The following is a 16,591-nucleotide window of genomic DNA, read 5'->3' on the forward strand; positions in this document are numbered from 1 at the left end:
ATGGCGCAGAAAAGCGAAGAACTGGTGATCGAGGCGCTGGACATCCACAAGTCCTTCGGGGCCTTGCAGATCCTCAAGGGCGTGTCGCTGCAGGTGAAGCGCGGCGAAGTGGTGGTGCTGATTGGCGCCTCGGGCTCGGGCAAGACCACCTTCATCCGCTGCATCAACCTGCTGGAAGACATCCAGGGCGGACGCATCCGCGTCAACGGCCACGCCATGGGCTACCGCGAACGCCCCGACGGCAGCCTGGTGCGCGACTCCGAGCGCAATATCGCCCGCCAGCGCCGGGACATCGGCATGGTCTTCCAGCGTTTCAACCTGTTCCCGCACATGACCGCGCTGGAGAACATCATCGAAGCGCCGGTGCAGGTGCTCGGCGTGTCCAGGGCCGAAGCGCTGGAACAGGCCAAGAAACTCCTCGCCCGGGTCGGCCTGGCGGACAAGGGCAGTCACTACCCGTCGATGCTTTCCGGCGGCCAGCAACAGCGGGTCGCCATCGCCCGCGCCCTGGCGATGAAACCCCAGGCCATGCTCTTCGACGAACCCACCAGCGCCCTTGACCCGGAGATCGTCGGTGAGGTGCTGCAAGTCATGAAGGAGCTGGCCGAGGAGGGCATGACCATGGTCGTGGTCACCCATGAAATGGGCTTCGCCAAGGAGGTCGCCGACCGCGTGGTGGTGCTCGACCAGGGCGAGCTGATCGAACAGGGCCCGCCGGAACAGATCTTCAACCACCCGACCCACCCACGTACCCGGGCCTTTCTCAGCCGCGTGCTCTGACCTTTCGCACAAGGAATACCGTCATGCGTTCAACGAGCTTGTTCGCAGCGCTCTGCTGCGCCGCCGTAATGCCCTTGGCCCAGGCTGCCGGGGGCGAGGTCAAGGTCTACAACTGGTCCGACTACATCGCCCCGGACACCCTGGCCAACTTCGAAAAGGCCAGTGGCATCAAGGTCCGCTACGACGTGTTCGACACCAATGAAATGCTCGAAGCCAAGCTGCTCTCCGGGCACTCCGGCTATGACCTGGTGGTGCCGTCCAGCCAGTTCCTCTCCAAGCAGATCCGTGCCGGCGCCTACCAGCCGCTGGACAAGGCCTTGCTCGGCAACTGGAAGCACCTCGACCCGCGCCTGATGCAGCGCCTCGAAGCCGCAGACCCCGGCAACCGCTACGCCGTGCCTTACATGTGGGGCACGGTGGGCATCGGCTACAACGAGGAAAAGGTCCGCGCCGTGCTCGGCAAGGACGCGGTGCTCGACTCCTGGGCCATGGTCTTCGAGCCTGGCAACCTGGAAAAGCTCAAGACTTGCGGCGTCGCCTTCCTCGACGCGCCGATCAAGATCATCCCCCAGGTCATGCTCTACCTCGGCCTCGACCCCAACAGCACCAGGCCCGAGGACTACAAACAGGCCTCGAAACGCCTGATGCAACTGCGGCCCTCGGTCACCTACTTCAACTCCTCGAAGTACACCGCGGACCTTGCCAACGGTGATATCTGCGTCGCCATCGGCTACTCCGGCGACGTCATGCAGGCCCGCAGCCGGGCGAAGGAAAGCGGCAAGCCGGTGGACATCCGCTACCTCATTCCCAAGGAAGGCGTGAACCTCTGGTTCGACATGCTCGCCATCCCCAAGGACGCCGCCAACGCCGGCAATGCCCACGCCCTGGTCGACTACCTGCTGCGCCCGGAGGTGATTGCCCCGATCAGCGACTACGTCGGCTACGCCAACCCCAACAAGGACGCCACCGCCCTGATGGACCCCAAGGTCAGCAGCGATCCCGGCATCTACCCCGGTGACGAGGTGGTCGAACACACCTTCGTCTCCGCCGACCTGCCCGATGCCATCCAGCGCCTGATCACCCGCGAGTGGAACCGGATCAAGTCCGGTCAATGAATTCCTGAATCAGAGAGTGCCTAGTCATGTTGAAACTATCTGCCCATGAGTATCCGTATCCGTCCCAGCGCCAGAGCGTGTTTGCCCGGCGCGGGATGGTCGCAGCTTCCCAACCGCTGGCTGCGCAGGCCGGCATCGAGATCATGCAGAAGGGCGGCAATGCCATCGATGCCGCGATCGCCACGGCGGCGGCCTTGACCGTGGTCGAGCCCACTGGCAACGGGATTGGCGGGGATGCGTTTGCGCTGGTGTGGGTCAAGGGGCAGTTGCACGGGCTCAATGGCAACGGGCAGGCGCCGGCGGCGTTGTCGCTGGAGGCGGTCAAGGCGGCCGGGCACTCGGAGATGCCGCTGTACGGGTGGACGCCGGTCACGGTGCCGGGGTGTCCGTCGGCCTGGGCGGTGTTATCGGAGCGCTTTGGGCGGTTGCCGTTTGCGGAGTTGCTGAAGCCAGCGATCAGCCTGGCGCGGGACGGGTTTCCAGTGTCGCCGGTGGTGGCGCATCAGTGGGAGATTGCGCTGAAGGAGTTCGCGCCGCATCGGGATGGGGTGTTGCAGACGTGGTTCGATACCTTCCTGATTGAAGGGCGGGCGCCGAGGGCGGGGGAGATGTTCTTCAATCCTGCGCAGGCGGAGACCCTGGAAGAGCTGGCCGCGACTCGGTGCGAGAGTTTCTACCGTGGCGGGATTGCCCAGCGGCTGGATGCGCATTCACGGGCGACTGGCGGGTACCTGCGGGCCAGTGATCTGGAAGGGTATCGGGCGCAGTGGGTCGATCCGATTTCGATCAACTATCGCGGGGTGGATGTGTGGGAGATTCCGCCGAGCGGGCAGGGGTTGGTGGCGTTGATGGCGCTGAAGATCCTGGAAGGGTTTGACTTCGATCATCGGGATAGCCAGCTGACCTGGCACCGGCAGTTGGAGGCCATGAAGCTGGCGTATAGCGATGGGCTGCACTACATCACCGATCCGGAGCATATGCGGGTGGCGGTGGCGGATTTGCTCAGTGATGAATATGCGGCGCGGCGGCGGGGGGAGATTGGGGAGATGGCGCAGCCGCCGGTGCATGGGGATCCTCTGGCCAGTGGCACGGTGTACCTGGCTACGGCGGATGCTGAAGGGAATATGGTTTCGTTTATTCAGAGTAACTATCACGGGTTTGGGTCGGGGGTGGTGCTGCCTGACAGCGGGATTGCGCTGCAGAATCGGGGGCAGGAGTTCAGTCTGGATGCTTCGCATGCCAATTGTCTTCTGCCGGGGAAGAGGACGTTCCATACGATCATTCCGGGTTTTTTGACCAAGGATGGGGAAGCGCTGGGGCCGTTTGGGGTGATGGGGGGGTATATGCAACCCCAGGGGCATGTGCAGATGGTGATGAATATGGTGGATTTTGGGTTGAATCCGCAGGCTGCGCTGGATGCGCCGAGGTGGCAGTGGTTGGGGGGGATGAAGGTTGGGGTGGAGCAGGGGGCTTCTCGGGATCTGATCAACGCGCTGGTGCGGCGGGGGCATGAGGTGGTGGTGGTTAGTGATTCTACGGATTATGGGCGGGGGCAGATTATTTTGCGGGATGGGGGGAGTGGGGTGCTTTGGGGGGGGGCGGAGCCAAGGGCGGATTCGGTGGTGGGGGGGTGGTGAGAAGACATGTACGTTCAGGGCTGAAACTCATAGTGCGTGACTCGAGCCGGTTTTTGAGTCTTGAAATTCTTTGATTTTCTTGCTGGATAGCAAATAGTTGGCGCTTGCAGCCATCAGTGCTGCAGTAGCGAACAAGGCCGCACTCCAGGCGGGGCTGGCACTCCATGTTTCAACTGCGCTGTTGAAAGCGCTGTGAGCTGAGTAGGCACACACGATTATCATGATTTTGCAGGCGACTACGCTTCCATGGAGTGCCAGTAGAGACAGCATCACACCGAGCAATGCCGGTGTCAGGTCTTTCGATTGCACGGCGTCGAGGACATACAGCGCGCTACAGGCGATATGCAGCGCGATGATCAGGATGAAAGGTCGTGGTGGTTTTTTCATTGGGGTCATGATTTGAGACTAGGATTATGATCGGTCGGTACAAATGTCAGCAGGTTATTTATCGAGCGTACGAAGCCACTCATCTCGAGTCATCTCCCAGATTTCCTTCTGCATCCGCCCGGACACGAAACTTCCGGGCTGAGTGTCAACCAGGCGCATGCCCTCGCGCACCGAGACTTTTCGTGAAGCATCGTTTTCGCTCGCTTTCGGCACTTGCATGGCCGCCTGGTGCAAGGTCTCAAACCAGTAAGCATTGACCACGGTGCAAGCTTCCCGAATGTAACCCTGGCCTTGCCACTGTGGCGAAAGCCAAAAGCCCCGATTGTTTCCGGGTTGCTTGTAAAGGCTGATGCTGCCGATTTTTCGGGAGGGGTCCGAGGTGAGGGCGATCATCCAATGCCATTCGTGCCCTGCAGCAATCGCCGGGAGAGCGCTATCACGCACATAGGTCAGCGCGCCATCGTCGGGATAGGGCCAGGGCACGCGGCTGTCGAGGTAACGGACGACCTCCCAATGGGGGAACAGCTCTTGAATAGCCGGGGCGTCGCTCAGCTGGAGCGGGGTGAGCAGCAGGCGGGCTGTCTTGAGGACGGGCGTGCTTTCCATGACGCAGTTCCTTTGCGAGGGCATTACTGAAGCAAGCCGTAGTGTCGCAGTGCTGGAACCATGATGTCGAGAGGCCATATGCTGTTGGTTTTCGCATCGGCGACATTCATTCTTCGACCGGATAGACCGTGACCAATCTCCTTTTCGTTTGCAGCCGCAACCAGTGGCGCAGCCCCACCGCTGAGGCCATGTGGCGTCGGCGGGCCGGTTTCAGTGCTCGTTCGGCGGGCACCAGTCCGAATGCTCGCAAGTCGGTTGGGCCCGCCGATATTCGGTGGGCCGACATCATCTTTGTGATGGAGCGAAAGCATCTGCAACGGTTGCAGGCAGAGTACGCGCGCTTGCTGGAGCACAAGCGGGTCCATGTGCTGGATATTCCGGATGACTTTCGTTACATGGATCCTGAGTTGGTTTCCATGCTGGAGGACACTGTAAGTTCATATCTCTGAGTGAATACAGCAGGAGAGGAGGGTGGCAACTGCGTGTGAGGTTGACGGACCGGTCCACAGAGAAAACCCGGCGCGCCTGAAGGCGCCCTTACGCGCAGTTGCCATCAAGCATGGATCTGTAGGGCCGCATGTGCGGCCCGTTAAGCGATGAACCTCTCAGCTTTCGATTTGCGGGCAGGCCGCTCCTTTGCGCAGCGCCTCGGTCAGCGCCTGACAGATTTCCAGCGATTGCCAGGTGGCCCATGCCTTGTCCGCCAAGGGGCGGGAGAGCATGTCGCAGAGTTGGGCGTTGGATTCGAAGGCTGAGGTGATCGCAGCCGAGAGGTGAGCCAGGGCGTCTTCGATATCGGCATCCGGGCATACGGCGAAGATATGGGGATGGGCGCCGGCGCAGGTACCGAAGTGGACGTTGGCGGTTTTACGGCGGGGTGGGGCGGGTGGATCTGGAACGTTTTTCTTCATCGTTTTGATCTCCGAAGGGACATGGAGCCGACACGCAAGCGCTACCAAACGATTGGGTGGCGACCGTACGCAGGTTGGTAGACCGGACTTCGGAGCCCCGGCGCACCCGAAGGCGCCCAGCGTACAGCCGCCATAACACAAATCAGCCGGCAGGAAACCGGCTGAACTGATGACGAATGCACGTCCGAAGGGAAGAAGTCAGGCTACCAAACCCGAGCCGCCAAACCGCAGCGACTGGCGAAGACTAGGTAACCATTTCCAGATGTGCAACGGCTGAAGAGGCGGAAAAGTATGCTTGGGAAATTGCCTACATGAAAGTCGGAAATAGAAGAGGCTTTGTAGGATCTTGCGGCGCTTTTAGCTGGATTTTTGAGCAGAAGCTGTGAGGTGAGTCGCGTGAGGATGGATTTGAGGTCTGAGTGTGTGAAGGAGGGTGGCAACTGCACATAGTGTGGTAGACCGGCTCAGGCGGACCGGCGCACCCGAAGGCGCTCTGTGTGCAGTTGCCATGGAATCTCAGCAGGAGGAAAAGCATGCTCTGGAAACCAGCAGCAGGAAATCCGAGCGAGGCGGAGCTGTTGTAGGCGGATGCTGATGATTCTGTAGTGATGAGGGTGGTGGATTTACTGGCGTAATCGCTGGCAAGCCAGCTCCCACAGGTGGCGTGTCGTGCTTTGGATTGGTGGCTGGCAGGAGGTCGTGGAACCGTTGGGGAATATGAGGTTGCAGCTGGGCTGACACACTGGAATGGATGGTTTTGGGACCGCTGCGCGGTCCTTCGCGGGCAAGCCTCGCTCCTACCCTGCCTGTTCGATCTCCATCACTTCGGCTTTATTCCCAGAATCGTATTTCGGCAATCCAGTGTCAGTTCGTCCAGATGCGGCGCCAGTTCCTTCGCGCCGAGCAAGTCCAGAGCCTGGGCTGCAGTGTCCCGCAGTGGCTGCCATTCCTCATGAATGTACATGTGCTGGTTTCCACAGTGAAAGGCAGCTTCGGACAGGTCGTTGCTTAGCTGCCAGACCTTTTCCAGTGCCAACCGCACGGCCATCGGCAGGGCCTTGCTCACGACCTCCAGCACCTCGTTGACCGGCAGCATCTTCTCCGACCAGGTCTCACAGGCCGGGCAGGAGGGAATCGAGTAGCGTTGCACCTCTGCCGAGGCTGCCAGGAAGTCGAGTGCCGGGATGGCCAGGCACACGGCAAGTATCCGCTTGAATTCGTCTTGTCCGTACCATTCCCAGAGTCTGTCGGGGAAGTCCATTGTCCACTCCGTTTGCGATGAAGTACTTCAACTGGAGAGGATTATCCGGGTCTGGTGCAGCTCTTGCCAGGTGCGCGGGTTTGCTGGTGGATTCACTGGCGTCATCGCGGGTGAACCCGCTCCCACATGGGTTTGTGTTGCCTCAGAGAACTGGGTGGTGGGGCTGGTTTCAGCTGTGTTGCTGATGGCCTCATCGCTGGCAAGCCAGCTCCCACAGGGTCCGCGTCGTATTCTGGTCAGTCTTTTCTGGCGAACAGGCGCTCGGCTATTTGCCTGCCTCGTTCGAGCCCCTCAGGTGTCAACCAGACAGACTTGTTCTTGTTGACCGGGTCGTCGATGAGTTCCTGCTCATGCAAGCGGTTCATCACGCCAAAGTCGAAACCTTTCCATGTATTCCCGGTATCCGTGCTGAAGGCTGCCAGCAGGGCAAGAACAGCTTCGTCAATCAGGGCTTCGTCGTATTTCATGGTCGTTGCTCCGCTTGGAATTCAGGGGTCGGTATTTGTGTGTAAGCCGTGCTCCGCAAAGCGCACACGGGCGCTTTTCTCGGCGCATTGTGGGAGCTGGCTTGCCAGCGATGAGTCTGGATATCAAAAAATTTTGTATCTGGCACGGCGAACTCCCCGCCACCCAACCACCCGCATCTGCACCAACCCAACTCCACCCAGAATCAACCCCACCGCCACCCACGAACTCCCCGTCACCGGCTCCCCCAACCACGCCCCGATCACCAGCGCTACCACCGGCGGAATATAGGTCACCGCCGAAGCCGCCACCGCCCCGAACGCCGCGACAATCAGGTAATACGCCAGATACGCCGCCCCCGTCCCCAACAGCCCCAGCCCGAACACCAACCCCACCCAGGCCCCGGTGTCGGCGAACACCGCCTCGATCCCCTGCACCGGCCTGACCACCAGCAACATCACCAGCGCCAACCCGATCTGATAGGTCACCAACGCCACCGCCGGCAGCCCCAGCGGGCTGATGTAGCGCTTCGCATACACGAACGAACACCCCACGCTGCACGACCCGAGAATCATGTAAAGCACCCCCAGCGGATCGATCGCGCCCTGCGCCGACCAGGGCCGCGCCACCAGCAGAATGCCGAGAAACCCCAGCCCGACCCCGATCACCTTCACGCCACTGAGCGGCTCGCTGCGCAGGAACACCCACGCACAGAGAAAGGTGAACAGCGGAATCGCCCCGCCAAGCATCCCGGCAATGCTCGTATCCAGCAGCGCCGTGCCCTTGGCGAAGGCGAAGTAGTAGACCGCCGTCGCCAGCAGCGACATCACCAGGAAGTGCCGCGCGTGCCGCCAGTGCTCACGCCGCAGCGCGCCGCTGAGCAGGGCATACACCAGCACCGGGACGAAGCCGAACAGCACCCGCAACAGGGTGATCTGCAAGGGCGAGATGTACTGGGCAGCGGACTTGACGAAGACGAAGTTGCTGCCCCAGATAACGCCGAGGAAGACGAAGGCGGCGATGGCAGGCTTTTTCATGGCGGGGCCTTTGGCTGAGCGGATGGTTTTTCTACTGGCCGGGGTTTCCATCCGGTGATGCGGCGGGTAGCCTCGAGTCCAGCAGTCCTTGATGCCAGCGCAGGCTAGCAAGCCCGCAGCGCACCCAGAGAGACAGCCAAACTTTCCCATTCCAGTAGAAAATCCATCGCCATGTCAGCAGGCTTCCCCGCTTTGCCCTCCCTCAACGCCCTGCGCATGTTCGAAGTGGTGGCGCGGCATCTGAACTTTCGCCTCGCCGCCGAGGAACTGGGCCTGACCCAGGCCGCCGTGGCCCAGCAGATCCGCGGGCTGGAGGCGAGCCTGGAGATCCGCCTGTTCGAGCGCCTGCCCCGGGGCCTGGGGTTGACCGACGCCGGCCGCGCCTACAGCGCCAGCATCCGCAGCGCCCTGGCGATGATCGACGAGGCGACCCGCCTGCTGCGCCCAGAGTCCTCCCACCTGACCGTCAGCGTGACCCCGACCTTCGCCTCGAAATGGTTGATCCCGCGCCTGGGCGGCTTTGCCGAACGCAATCCGGAGATCGACCTGCGCCTGCTGGCGACCGATCGCCTGTCCCATTTCCACACCGATGGTGTCGATATCGCCGTGCGCTACGGCCAGCCGCCTTTCGGGGGTGGCTTGAACGCCGAATTGTTGATGGAGCAGCGGGTAGTGGCCGTGGCGAGTCCGACCTTGCTGGCGGAGAAGGGCACGCCGGACACTTTCGACACGCTGCAGGGCTTTGTCGCACTGCATGATGCCCACCACTACTGGCCGCTGTTCGTCGCCGCGCTGTTCCCCGGCCACCCTTCGCCGAGTGCCAGAAACCTGCGCTTCAACCAGACCTCCCTGGCTATCGAGGCGGCCATCGGCGGGCAGGGCATCGCGCTGGCCAGCCATGCCTTCGTCAAGGACGATATCGTGGCCGGCCGCCTGGCCCAGGTGTTCACCCAAGACCTGCGCCTGGACAAGGCCTTCTATCTGGTCTGGCCGCGCAAGGCGCAGCAGTCACCACTGTTGCAGGTGGTCAAGCAGTGGCTGAAGGAACAGGCAGCCGATAGCTGAGCTACTGCCTCTGCAAAGCATCACTGCCTCCCTGGCCTGTGAACCGGCTGCTAGGGTGTAGGGACTCGAAACATCCAGAGTCCGAACCCCAGGAGGCAATATGGCAGTCGAAAAAGTAGCGATCATAACCGCCGCCGGCAGCGGCATGGGCGCGGCCACCGCGCGGCGGCTGGCGGCCGATGGGTACAAGGTCGGGATCCTGTCGTCGTCCGGCAAGGGCGAGGCGCTGGCCAAGGAGCTGGGCGGGGTCGGGGTGACCGGCAGCAACCAGTCGGTGGAAGACCTGCAACGCCTGGTGGACGCGGTGATGGAGCAGTGGGGCCGGGTCGATGTGCTGGTCAACAGCGCCGGCCACGGGCCTCGGGCGCAGATCCTCGAGATCAGCGACGAGGACTGGCACAAGGGCATGGACACCTACCTGCTCAACGTCATCCGCCCGACCCGCCTGGTGGCGCCAATCATGCAGCGGCAGAAGGGTGGGGTGGTGATCAATATTTCCTCGGCCTGGGCCTTCGAGCCGATCGATCTGTTCCCGACTTCGGCGGTGTTCCGCGCCGGGCTGGCGGCGTTTACCAAGATCTTTGCCGATACCTATGCCGGCGATAATGTGCGGATGAACAATGTGCTGCCGGGCTGGATCGACAGCCTGCCGTCGACCGATCAGCGTCGTGACAGTGTGCCGCTGAAGCGCTATGGGACCAGTGAGGAGATTGCGGCGACCATTGCGTTTCTGGCTAGCGAGGGTGCCGGGTATATCACCGGGCAGAATCTGAAGGTGGATGGTGGGGTGACTCGCAGCATTTGAGGGTGTTGCTGCTGGCCTCATCGCCGGCAACGCCGGCTCCCACAGGATTTTGAGCGCCGCCGATCCCTGTGGGAGCTGGCGTTGCCAGCGATGAGGCCCTCAGCAGCAACTCATTATTCAACCAGTTCCACATAGCTCGACTCACCACCCCCACTGGCCCCCGACAGCCAGCCCCAGACAAAGGCCAGGGTCGTCCGCCCGGCTTCATCCACGCCCACCGTCCCCCGCGACCACCCGGCAAGCATCTCGCCGTCATTGGTCAGGCACTGGAACAGCAACTCGATACTGTCCGGCCCGGTCACCCGGCCGACCTGGTTGCCGACGCGAATCCGGCCACCCTGGTAGGTGCTGGAAATACCGTCGCCGTCGAGCAGGTAGTGGAACACTGTGCCGCTGCCGGAGAGCCCGCTGGCATTGGCGGCGACGGTGAAGCGGCGGTTGTGCAGGCGGGTGTGGAGGTCCATGAAAGGATGCGTCCTTGGCAGTTTCAAAGGCCTCCACCCTATTGGATCGCCAGCGGAAATCAAGCTCGACGCGGACACAGTCGGCATCAGCTTCCCAAGCTGTTAACGATCATCTGCCGCAACCACCGATGTCCCGGATCCCGATGCACCCGCTCCGGCCACAGCATCAGCATCTCGAAGCCGCGCACCGCCAGCGGTGCCTCCATCACCTTCAAGCGCGGGTCCGCCAGCACCAGCCGCTGCGGCACCATCGCCACCAGGTCCGACCCGGCCAGCACCGCCGCCAGCAACATGAAATGCGGTACCGACAGCACCACCTTCCGACTCAAACCCTGCTCCGCCAGCGCTGCATCGGTCGGCCCGTGGAAGCCGCCGCCATCCGGCGAGACGATCACCTGCTCCAGCGCACAGAACTGCTTCAACGTCGGCTTGCGCTTGAGTTTCGGATGATCGACCCGGCCCACCAGCACATAACGCTCGACGAACAGCGAACGCTGGCGCAGCTCCGCCGGAGCGGCTTCGGCGATATGGAAGGCCATGTCGATCTCGCCGTTCTCGGCCAGGCGGACCATGGCGGACGGCTGCAGATCGAGCACGGCGATGCGGGTCGCCGGTGCGGCGGCACGAATGCCGGCGAGGGCGGGAAGGAGGATGGTCGAGGCGCCATAGTCGGTGGCTGCCACCCGCCAGGTGTGCGTGGCAGTGGCGGGATCGAAGGGCTGCGCAGGGGCGACCGCCAGATGCAACGCCTCCAGTGCCTGGCGCAACGGCGCACGTAGCGCTTCGGCCCGCGCCGTGGGGCGCATGCCACGCGGGCCAGGGAGCAGCAGCGGATCGTCGAGCAGGTCGCGCAGCCGGCCCAGTTGCACGCTCACCGTTGGTTGCGCCAGATGCAGGCGCTCCGCGGCGCGGGTCACATTGAGCTCGGTGAGCAGGGCGTCGAGGGTTACCAGCAGGTTGAGGTCGAGGCGCCGCAAGGCATCATGCATGGCAATACCTGGCATATTGGATATTCATTTCAACTATACCGTGTCGCTCGCCATGATGCGCTCCATCACCTTGTGGAGCCTTACAATGAATGTACTGATTGTCTATGCCCACCCCGAACCACGCTCACTCAATGGTGCGCTCAAGGACCATGCGGTCGCGCACTTGCAGCGCCAGGGCCATAGCGTGCAGGTCTCGGACCTTTACGCGATGAATTTCAAGGCGCAGATCGATGCCGACGACAATACCGAAGGTCAGCCGGGCGTGCGTTTCCGGGCTTCGGAGGATTCCCGCCAGGCCTACGCCGACGGTACCCAGAGCGCCGATATCGCCCTGGAGCAGGACAAGCTGCGCTGGGCCGATGCGGTGATCCTGCAGTTCCCGCTGTGGTGGTTCGGTTTGCCGGCGATCCTCAAGGGCTGGGTCGATCGGGTATATGCCTATGGCTTTGCCTACGGGGTGGGCGAGCATTCCGATACGCATTGGGGCGACCGCTATGGCGAGGGCAGCATGAGCGGCAAGCGGGCGATGTTGATGGTCAGTACCGGGGGCTGGGAATCGCATTATGCGCCGCGGGGGATCAATGGGCCGATGGAGGCGATACTGTTTCCGATCCAGCACGGGATCCTGTTCTATCCGGGGTTCGAGGTGCTGCCGCCGTATGTGCTGCATCGCACCAGTCGGGTCGATGAGGCTGGGTTTGCGGCGGCTTGCGGGGAACTTGAGCAACGGCTGGACGGGTTGTGGAGTGATGCGCCGATTGCGTTCCGCCGGCAGAATGGCGGGGATTATCTGATTCCCGAGTTGACCCTCAGGCCCGAGCTGGCGCCGGGGGAGGAGGGGCTTGGGATTCACCTGCAATCCCAAGGCTGATTGTTGGCCCTGCCGGCCTCATCGCTGGCAAGCCAGCTCCCACAGGTTCTGCGGCGCACGCGGACCCTGTGGGAGCTGGCTTGCCAGCGATGAGGCCGGACCAGACAACCTCTTTGCCCCTGCCAGCCTCCCCGTCGTTTTTGCTAAGCTCGCCCCCCAGCAATCACCAGCGCCGGAAGACCCCCGTGGCACGAAAATCCAGAAGAGAACTGGCCCTCGCCGAACAAGGCGAGATCCCGGTCACCGTCATCGACGTAGCCCGGGTGGCAGGCGTTTCGCCGATCACGGTTTCGCGAGCCCTGCACCGTCCGGAGCGGGTCAGCGAAGCCACCCGCGAACGGGTGCTGGAAGTGGTCCGCGAGATGGGCTACGTGCCGAATCTGCTGGCCGGCAGCCTGGCCTCCAGCAAGAGCCGCCTGGTGGCGATCCTCCTGCCAACCCTGGCCAACTCGATCTTCGCCACCCTGGTCCAGTCGGTCATGGAGCGCCTGACCGAGGCGGGCTATCATTCGCTGCTCGGCCCGACCGGCTATTCGCCGGAGAAGGAAGAGGCGCTGCTGGAGGCGATCCTCGGTCGCCGCCCGGACGCCATCGTGCTAACCGGCACCCTGCACACCGATGGCAGCCGCGCACGCCTGGCCTCGGCAGGCATCCCGGTGGTCGAGGCCTGGGACCTGAGCGAGCACGCCCTGGATATGCAGGTCGGCTTTTCCCATGAAGAGGTAGGACAACTGGTTGCCGCGCATTTCCATGCCAAAGGCTACCAGCGCTTCGCCGTGATCACCGTCGACGACCCTCGCGGCATCCGCCGCTGCGACGGCATGACCCGGCGCCTGACCGAACTCGGTATCGACGATGTACCGGTCGAAGTGCTGCCCCTACCGTCCACCTGGTCGGTCGGCAGGGAAGGGCTGCGCCGCCTGCTGCAACGTGATCCACGCCCGCAACTGGTCTTCTGCAGCTCCGACAGCGTGGCCCTCGGTGTCCTCGCAGAGGCCGCCGCACAAGGCCTGCGCGTCCCCGAAGACATCGCCGTGCTCGGCTTCGGCGACACCGTCGACAGCCAGCACGCCCATCCGGCGCTGTCCACCATCAGCGTCAATTCCGCCGCCATGGGCCGCACCGTGGCCGAGGCCCTGCTGCGTCGCCTGGCCGGCGGCAAGGCAGTGGAACGGCACGATACCGGATTCCGCCTGATCGAACGCGCCAGCACCTGAAAATCCGCTTGTCCGACAAAAAGCCCTTCCTGGTGCTTGAATGATAACGTTATCCATATCATGATAACGTTATCGTTGTACGACGACATACGTCCACGGCGAGCAACCCGACTACCCGCACAACAATAAATCCGTGGGAGCGTTACCCATGCAACAGGCCCAACCGGCTGCCAAGCCGACCCGCGTCCGCTACCTGATTCTGCTGATGCTGTTCCTGGTCACGACGATCAACTTCGCCGACCGCGCGACCATTTCCATTGCCGGCTCGAGCATCCAGAAAGAGCTCGGCGTCGACGCCATCACCCTCGGCTACATCTTCTCCGCCTTCGGCTGGGCCTACGTGCTCGGGCAGATCCCCGGCGGCTGGCTGCTCGACCGCTTCGGCTCGAAGCGGGTCTACGCGGCGAGCATCTTCACCTGGTCGTTCTTCACCTTCCTGCAGGGCTACGTCGGCGAGTTCGGCGCCAGCACGGCGGTGGTCCTGCTGGTGCTGCTGCGCCTGTCGGTGGGGCTGGCGGAAGCGCCGTCGTTCCCCGGCAATTCGCGAATCGTCGCCTCCTGGTTCCCGACCAAGGAACGCGGCACGGCCTCGGCGGTGTTCAACTCCGCGCAGTACTTCGCCACCGCGCTGTTCGCGCCGCTGATGGGCTGGATCGTCTATCGCTTCGGCTGGGAGCATGTGTTCATCATGATGGGCGTGCTTGGCATGCTGTTCTCGCTGGTCTGGCTCAAGGTCATCCACAGCCCGCGCAAGCACCCGCTGGCCAACGCCGCCGAGGTGCAGTACATCGCCGACAACGGTGGGCTGGTCGATCTCGATGAGCAGAAACAGGCGCGCCGCGCAGGCCCGAAATGGGCGTATATCCGCCAACTGCTCAGTAACCGCATGATGGCCGGGGTCTACCTGGGGCAGTTCTGCATCAACTCGCTGACGTATTTTTTCCTCACCTGGTTCCCGGTGTACCTGGTGCAGGAACGCGGCATGACCATCCTCAAGGCCGGGATCATCGCTTCGTTGCCGGCGATCTGCGGTTTCCTCGGCGGCATTCTCGGCGGGGTGTTCTCCGACTGGCTGCTGCGCCGCGGCAACTCCCTGAGCGTGGCGCGCAAGACGCCGATCGTGCTGGGCATGGTCCTGTCCATGTCGATGATCGTGTGCAACTACGTCGAAGCCGACTGGATCGTGGTGGCCTTCATGGCCCTGGCGTTCTTCGGCAAGGGCGTCGGCGCCCTGGGCTGGGCGGTGGTGTCGGACACCTCGCCCAAGCAGATCGCCGGGCTGGCGGGCGGGCTGTTCAACACCATCGGCAACCTGTCCTCCATCTCCACGCCCATCGTCATCGGCTACATCATCGCCGCCACCGGCTCTTTCAAGATGGCCCTGGTGTTCATTGGCATCAACGCCCTGATCGCTGCCATCAGCTACCTGTTCGTGGTCGGTGATATCAAGCGTATCGAACTGCATGGCCTGCCCGAATCCACCCCGGCGCCTGACGCCGTCGCGACCTCCCGTTGAACTCCGCCTACAACAAGACCACAAGGAAATGCCAATGAACGCAATGACCCAGGCTGCCCAGGGCACACCGCTGATCACCGAACTGCAGGTGGTGCCGGTGGCCGGCCACGACAGCATGCTGCTCAACCTCAGCGGCGCCCATGGCCCGTACTTCACCCGCAACGTGCTGATCCTCAAGGACAACGCCGGGCGCACCGGCGTCGGCGAGGTGCCGGGTGGCGAATCCATCCGCAAGACCCTCGAGGATGCCCGCGAGCTACTCATCGGCCAGTCCATCGGCAACTACCAGGGCCTGCTGAACAAGGTGCGCCACGCCTTTGCCGATCGCGATTCTGGTGGCCGGGGCCTGCAGACCTTCGACCTGCGCATTACCGTGCACGCCGTCACCGCGCTGGAGTCCGCGCTGCTCGACCTGCTTGGCCAGCACCTTGAAGTGCCGGTCGCGGCGCTGCTGGGGGAAGGGCAGCAACGCGATGCCGTGGAGATGCTTGGCTACCTGTTCTACGTCGGTGACCGCCAGCGCACCGACCTGCCGTACCGCAGCGAAGCCGATGCCGACAACGCCTGGTTCCGCGTGCGCAATGAAGAAGCCCTGACCCCGGAGCGCGTGGTGCGCCTGGCCGAGGCCGCCTACGAGCGCTATGGCTTCAAGGACTTCAAGCTCAAGGGCGGCGTGCTGCGTGGCGCAGAGGAGATCGAAGCGGTCACGGCCCTGGCCGAGCGTTTCCCCGAGGCGCGTATCACCCTTGACCCGAATGGTGCCTGGTCACTCAAGGAAGCCATCGCCCTGTGCCGGGACCAGCATCAAGTGCTGGCCTATGCCGAAGACCCGTGCGGTGCCGAGAACGGCTACAGCGGCCGTGAAGTGATGGCCGAGTTCCGCCGTGCCACCGGCCTGCGCACCGCGACCAACATGATCGCCACCGACTGGCGGCAGATGGGCCATGCGATCCAGTTGCAGTCGGTGGATATCCCGCTGGCGGACCCGCATTTCTGGACCATGCAGGGTTCGGTACGGGTAGCGCAGATGTGCAATGACTGGGGGCTGACCTGGGGCTCGCACTCCAACAACCACTTCGATATTTCCCTGGCGATGTTCACCCATGTCGCGGCGGCGGCGCCGGGCAATGTCACGGCGATCGACACCCACTGGATCTGGCAGGACGGCCAGCGCCTGACCCGCGAGCCGTTGAAGATCGAAGGCGGGCTGGTGCAGGTGCCGGCCAAGCCGGGGCTGGGGGTCGAGCTGGATTGGGATGCCTTGATGCAGGCCCATGAGACCTACCGCAACATGGGCCTGGGTGCCCGGGATGATGCGGTGGCGATGCAGTACCTGGTGCAGGGATGGACCTTCGATAACAAGCGGCCGTGCCTGGTGCGCTGAGCACTGTCGAGCGTTCGATACCGACCTGTGGGAGCTGGCTTGCTCCCACAGGGTTATGTGTCGGCTACTGGAGCCTTGAAC

Annotated in this window: 18 protein-coding genes; 10 read left to right on the forward strand and 8 right to left on the reverse strand. The window is 63.0% G+C overall.

Going from position 1 to position 16,591, the window contains the following annotated elements; translation table 11 throughout:
• From AC2CQI_RS04110 to AC2CQI_RS04120, 3 genes are read left to right on the forward strand one after another with little or no spacing between them, the layout of a single operon-like run.
• Entirely contained in the window at positions 1 to 780 is a 780-nt protein-coding gene (locus AC2CQI_RS04110) for an amino acid ABC transporter ATP-binding protein (protein ID WP_075805729.1), read from the forward strand.
• Positions 781 to 803: 23 nt separating this feature from the next.
• The gene (locus tag AC2CQI_RS04115; protein WP_484579272.1) at positions 804 to 1,895 is read left to right on the forward strand and encodes a polyamine ABC transporter substrate-binding protein; all 1,092 of its coding nucleotides are present in this window, start codon (positions 804 to 806) and stop codon (positions 1,893 to 1,895) included.
• A 26-nt stretch (positions 1,896 to 1,921) separates the two neighbouring features.
• Positions 1,922 to 3,532 carry a gamma-glutamyltransferase family protein gene (locus AC2CQI_RS04120; protein WP_484579273.1) on the forward strand — a complete coding sequence of 537 codons (1,611 nt, stop codon included), beginning with the start codon at positions 1,922 to 1,924 and terminating at the stop codon, positions 3,530 to 3,532.
• 27 nt (positions 3,533 to 3,559) lie between these two features.
• Here the strand turns inward: AC2CQI_RS04120 and AC2CQI_RS04125 are convergent, their stop codons facing one another.
• Positions 3,560 to 3,928, reverse strand: a complete 369-nt coding sequence (locus AC2CQI_RS04125; protein WP_144443566.1) for a hypothetical protein — start codon at positions 3,926 to 3,928, stop codon at positions 3,560 to 3,562.
• 45 nt (positions 3,929 to 3,973) lie between these two features.
• Entirely contained in the window at positions 3,974 to 4,525 is a 552-nt protein-coding gene (locus AC2CQI_RS04130; protein ID WP_484579274.1) for a GNAT family N-acetyltransferase, read from the reverse strand.
• A gap of 128 nt (positions 4,526 to 4,653) precedes the next feature.
• Here AC2CQI_RS04130 and AC2CQI_RS04135 point away from each other — a divergent pair, with 128 nt between their 5' ends.
• The gene (locus AC2CQI_RS04135) at positions 4,654 to 4,974 is read left to right on the forward strand and encodes a low molecular weight protein tyrosine phosphatase family protein (RefSeq protein ID WP_484579275.1); all 321 of its coding nucleotides are present in this window, start codon (positions 4,654 to 4,656) and stop codon (positions 4,972 to 4,974) included.
• A gap of 156 nt (positions 4,975 to 5,130) precedes the next feature.
• Here the strand turns inward: AC2CQI_RS04135 and AC2CQI_RS04140 are convergent, their stop codons facing one another.
• The 4 genes from AC2CQI_RS04140 to AC2CQI_RS04155 form a co-directional block, all read right to left on the reverse strand.
• A complete protein-coding gene (locus tag AC2CQI_RS04140; RefSeq protein ID WP_484579276.1) occupies positions 5,131 to 5,436 on the reverse strand; it encodes a hypothetical protein in 306 nt (101 codons plus the stop codon).
• Positions 5,437 to 6,256: 820 nt separating this feature from the next.
• Positions 6,257 to 6,697, reverse strand: a complete 441-nt coding sequence (locus AC2CQI_RS04145) for a hypothetical protein (RefSeq protein ID WP_484579277.1) — start codon at positions 6,695 to 6,697, stop codon at positions 6,257 to 6,259.
• A gap of 236 nt (positions 6,698 to 6,933) precedes the next feature.
• The gene (locus AC2CQI_RS04150) at positions 6,934 to 7,164 is read right to left on the reverse strand and encodes a DUF6429 family protein (RefSeq protein ID WP_484579278.1); all 231 of its coding nucleotides are present in this window, start codon (positions 7,162 to 7,164) and stop codon (positions 6,934 to 6,936) included.
• A 123-nt stretch (positions 7,165 to 7,287) separates the two neighbouring features.
• Entirely contained in the window at positions 7,288 to 8,199 is a 912-nt protein-coding gene (locus AC2CQI_RS04155; protein WP_484579279.1) for a DMT family transporter, read from the reverse strand.
• Positions 8,200 to 8,370: 171 nt separating this feature from the next.
• Between AC2CQI_RS04155 and AC2CQI_RS04160 the strand changes: the two genes are divergently transcribed.
• Complete coding sequence (locus tag AC2CQI_RS04160) at positions 8,371 to 9,264, forward strand: LysR substrate-binding domain-containing protein (RefSeq protein WP_484579280.1); 894 nt, start codon at positions 8,371 to 8,373, stop codon at positions 9,262 to 9,264.
• 100 nt (positions 9,265 to 9,364) lie between these two features.
• Entirely contained in the window at positions 9,365 to 10,069 is a 705-nt protein-coding gene (locus AC2CQI_RS04165) for an SDR family oxidoreductase (RefSeq protein ID WP_075803195.1), read from the forward strand.
• Positions 10,070 to 10,182: 113 nt separating this feature from the next.
• Here the strand turns inward: AC2CQI_RS04165 and AC2CQI_RS04170 are convergent, their stop codons facing one another.
• Positions 10,183 to 10,533, reverse strand: coding sequence for an avidin-fold protein (locus AC2CQI_RS04170; RefSeq protein WP_075803194.1), 351 nt, complete (start codon positions 10,531 to 10,533; stop codon positions 10,183 to 10,185).
• A gap of 86 nt (positions 10,534 to 10,619) precedes the next feature.
• A complete protein-coding gene (locus AC2CQI_RS04175) occupies positions 10,620 to 11,522 on the reverse strand; it encodes a LysR family transcriptional regulator (protein ID WP_075803209.1) in 903 nt (300 codons plus the stop codon).
• Between the two features lie 85 nt (positions 11,523 to 11,607).
• Between AC2CQI_RS04175 and AC2CQI_RS04180 the strand changes: the two genes are divergently transcribed.
• The 4 genes from AC2CQI_RS04180 (at position 11,608) to gudD (ending at position 16,510) form a co-directional block, all read left to right on the forward strand.
• A complete protein-coding gene (locus AC2CQI_RS04180; RefSeq protein WP_484579281.1) occupies positions 11,608 to 12,393 on the forward strand; it encodes an NAD(P)H-dependent oxidoreductase in 786 nt (261 codons plus the stop codon).
• Between the two features lie 185 nt (positions 12,394 to 12,578).
• Entirely contained in the window at positions 12,579 to 13,610 is a 1,032-nt protein-coding gene (locus AC2CQI_RS04185) for a LacI family DNA-binding transcriptional regulator (protein ID WP_484579282.1), read from the forward strand.
• Positions 13,611 to 13,758: 148 nt separating this feature from the next.
• Entirely contained in the window at positions 13,759 to 15,126 is a 1,368-nt protein-coding gene (locus AC2CQI_RS04190) for an MFS transporter (protein WP_075803192.1), read from the forward strand.
• A 34-nt stretch (positions 15,127 to 15,160) separates the two neighbouring features.
• Positions 15,161 to 16,510, forward strand: coding sequence for a glucarate dehydratase (gudD, locus tag AC2CQI_RS04195; RefSeq protein WP_484579283.1), 1,350 nt, complete (start codon positions 15,161 to 15,163; stop codon positions 16,508 to 16,510).
• Positions 16,511 to 16,591: the final 81 nt, after the last annotated feature.

It is taken from the genome of Pseudomonas sp. P2S-1 (genome assembly GCF_057197725.1).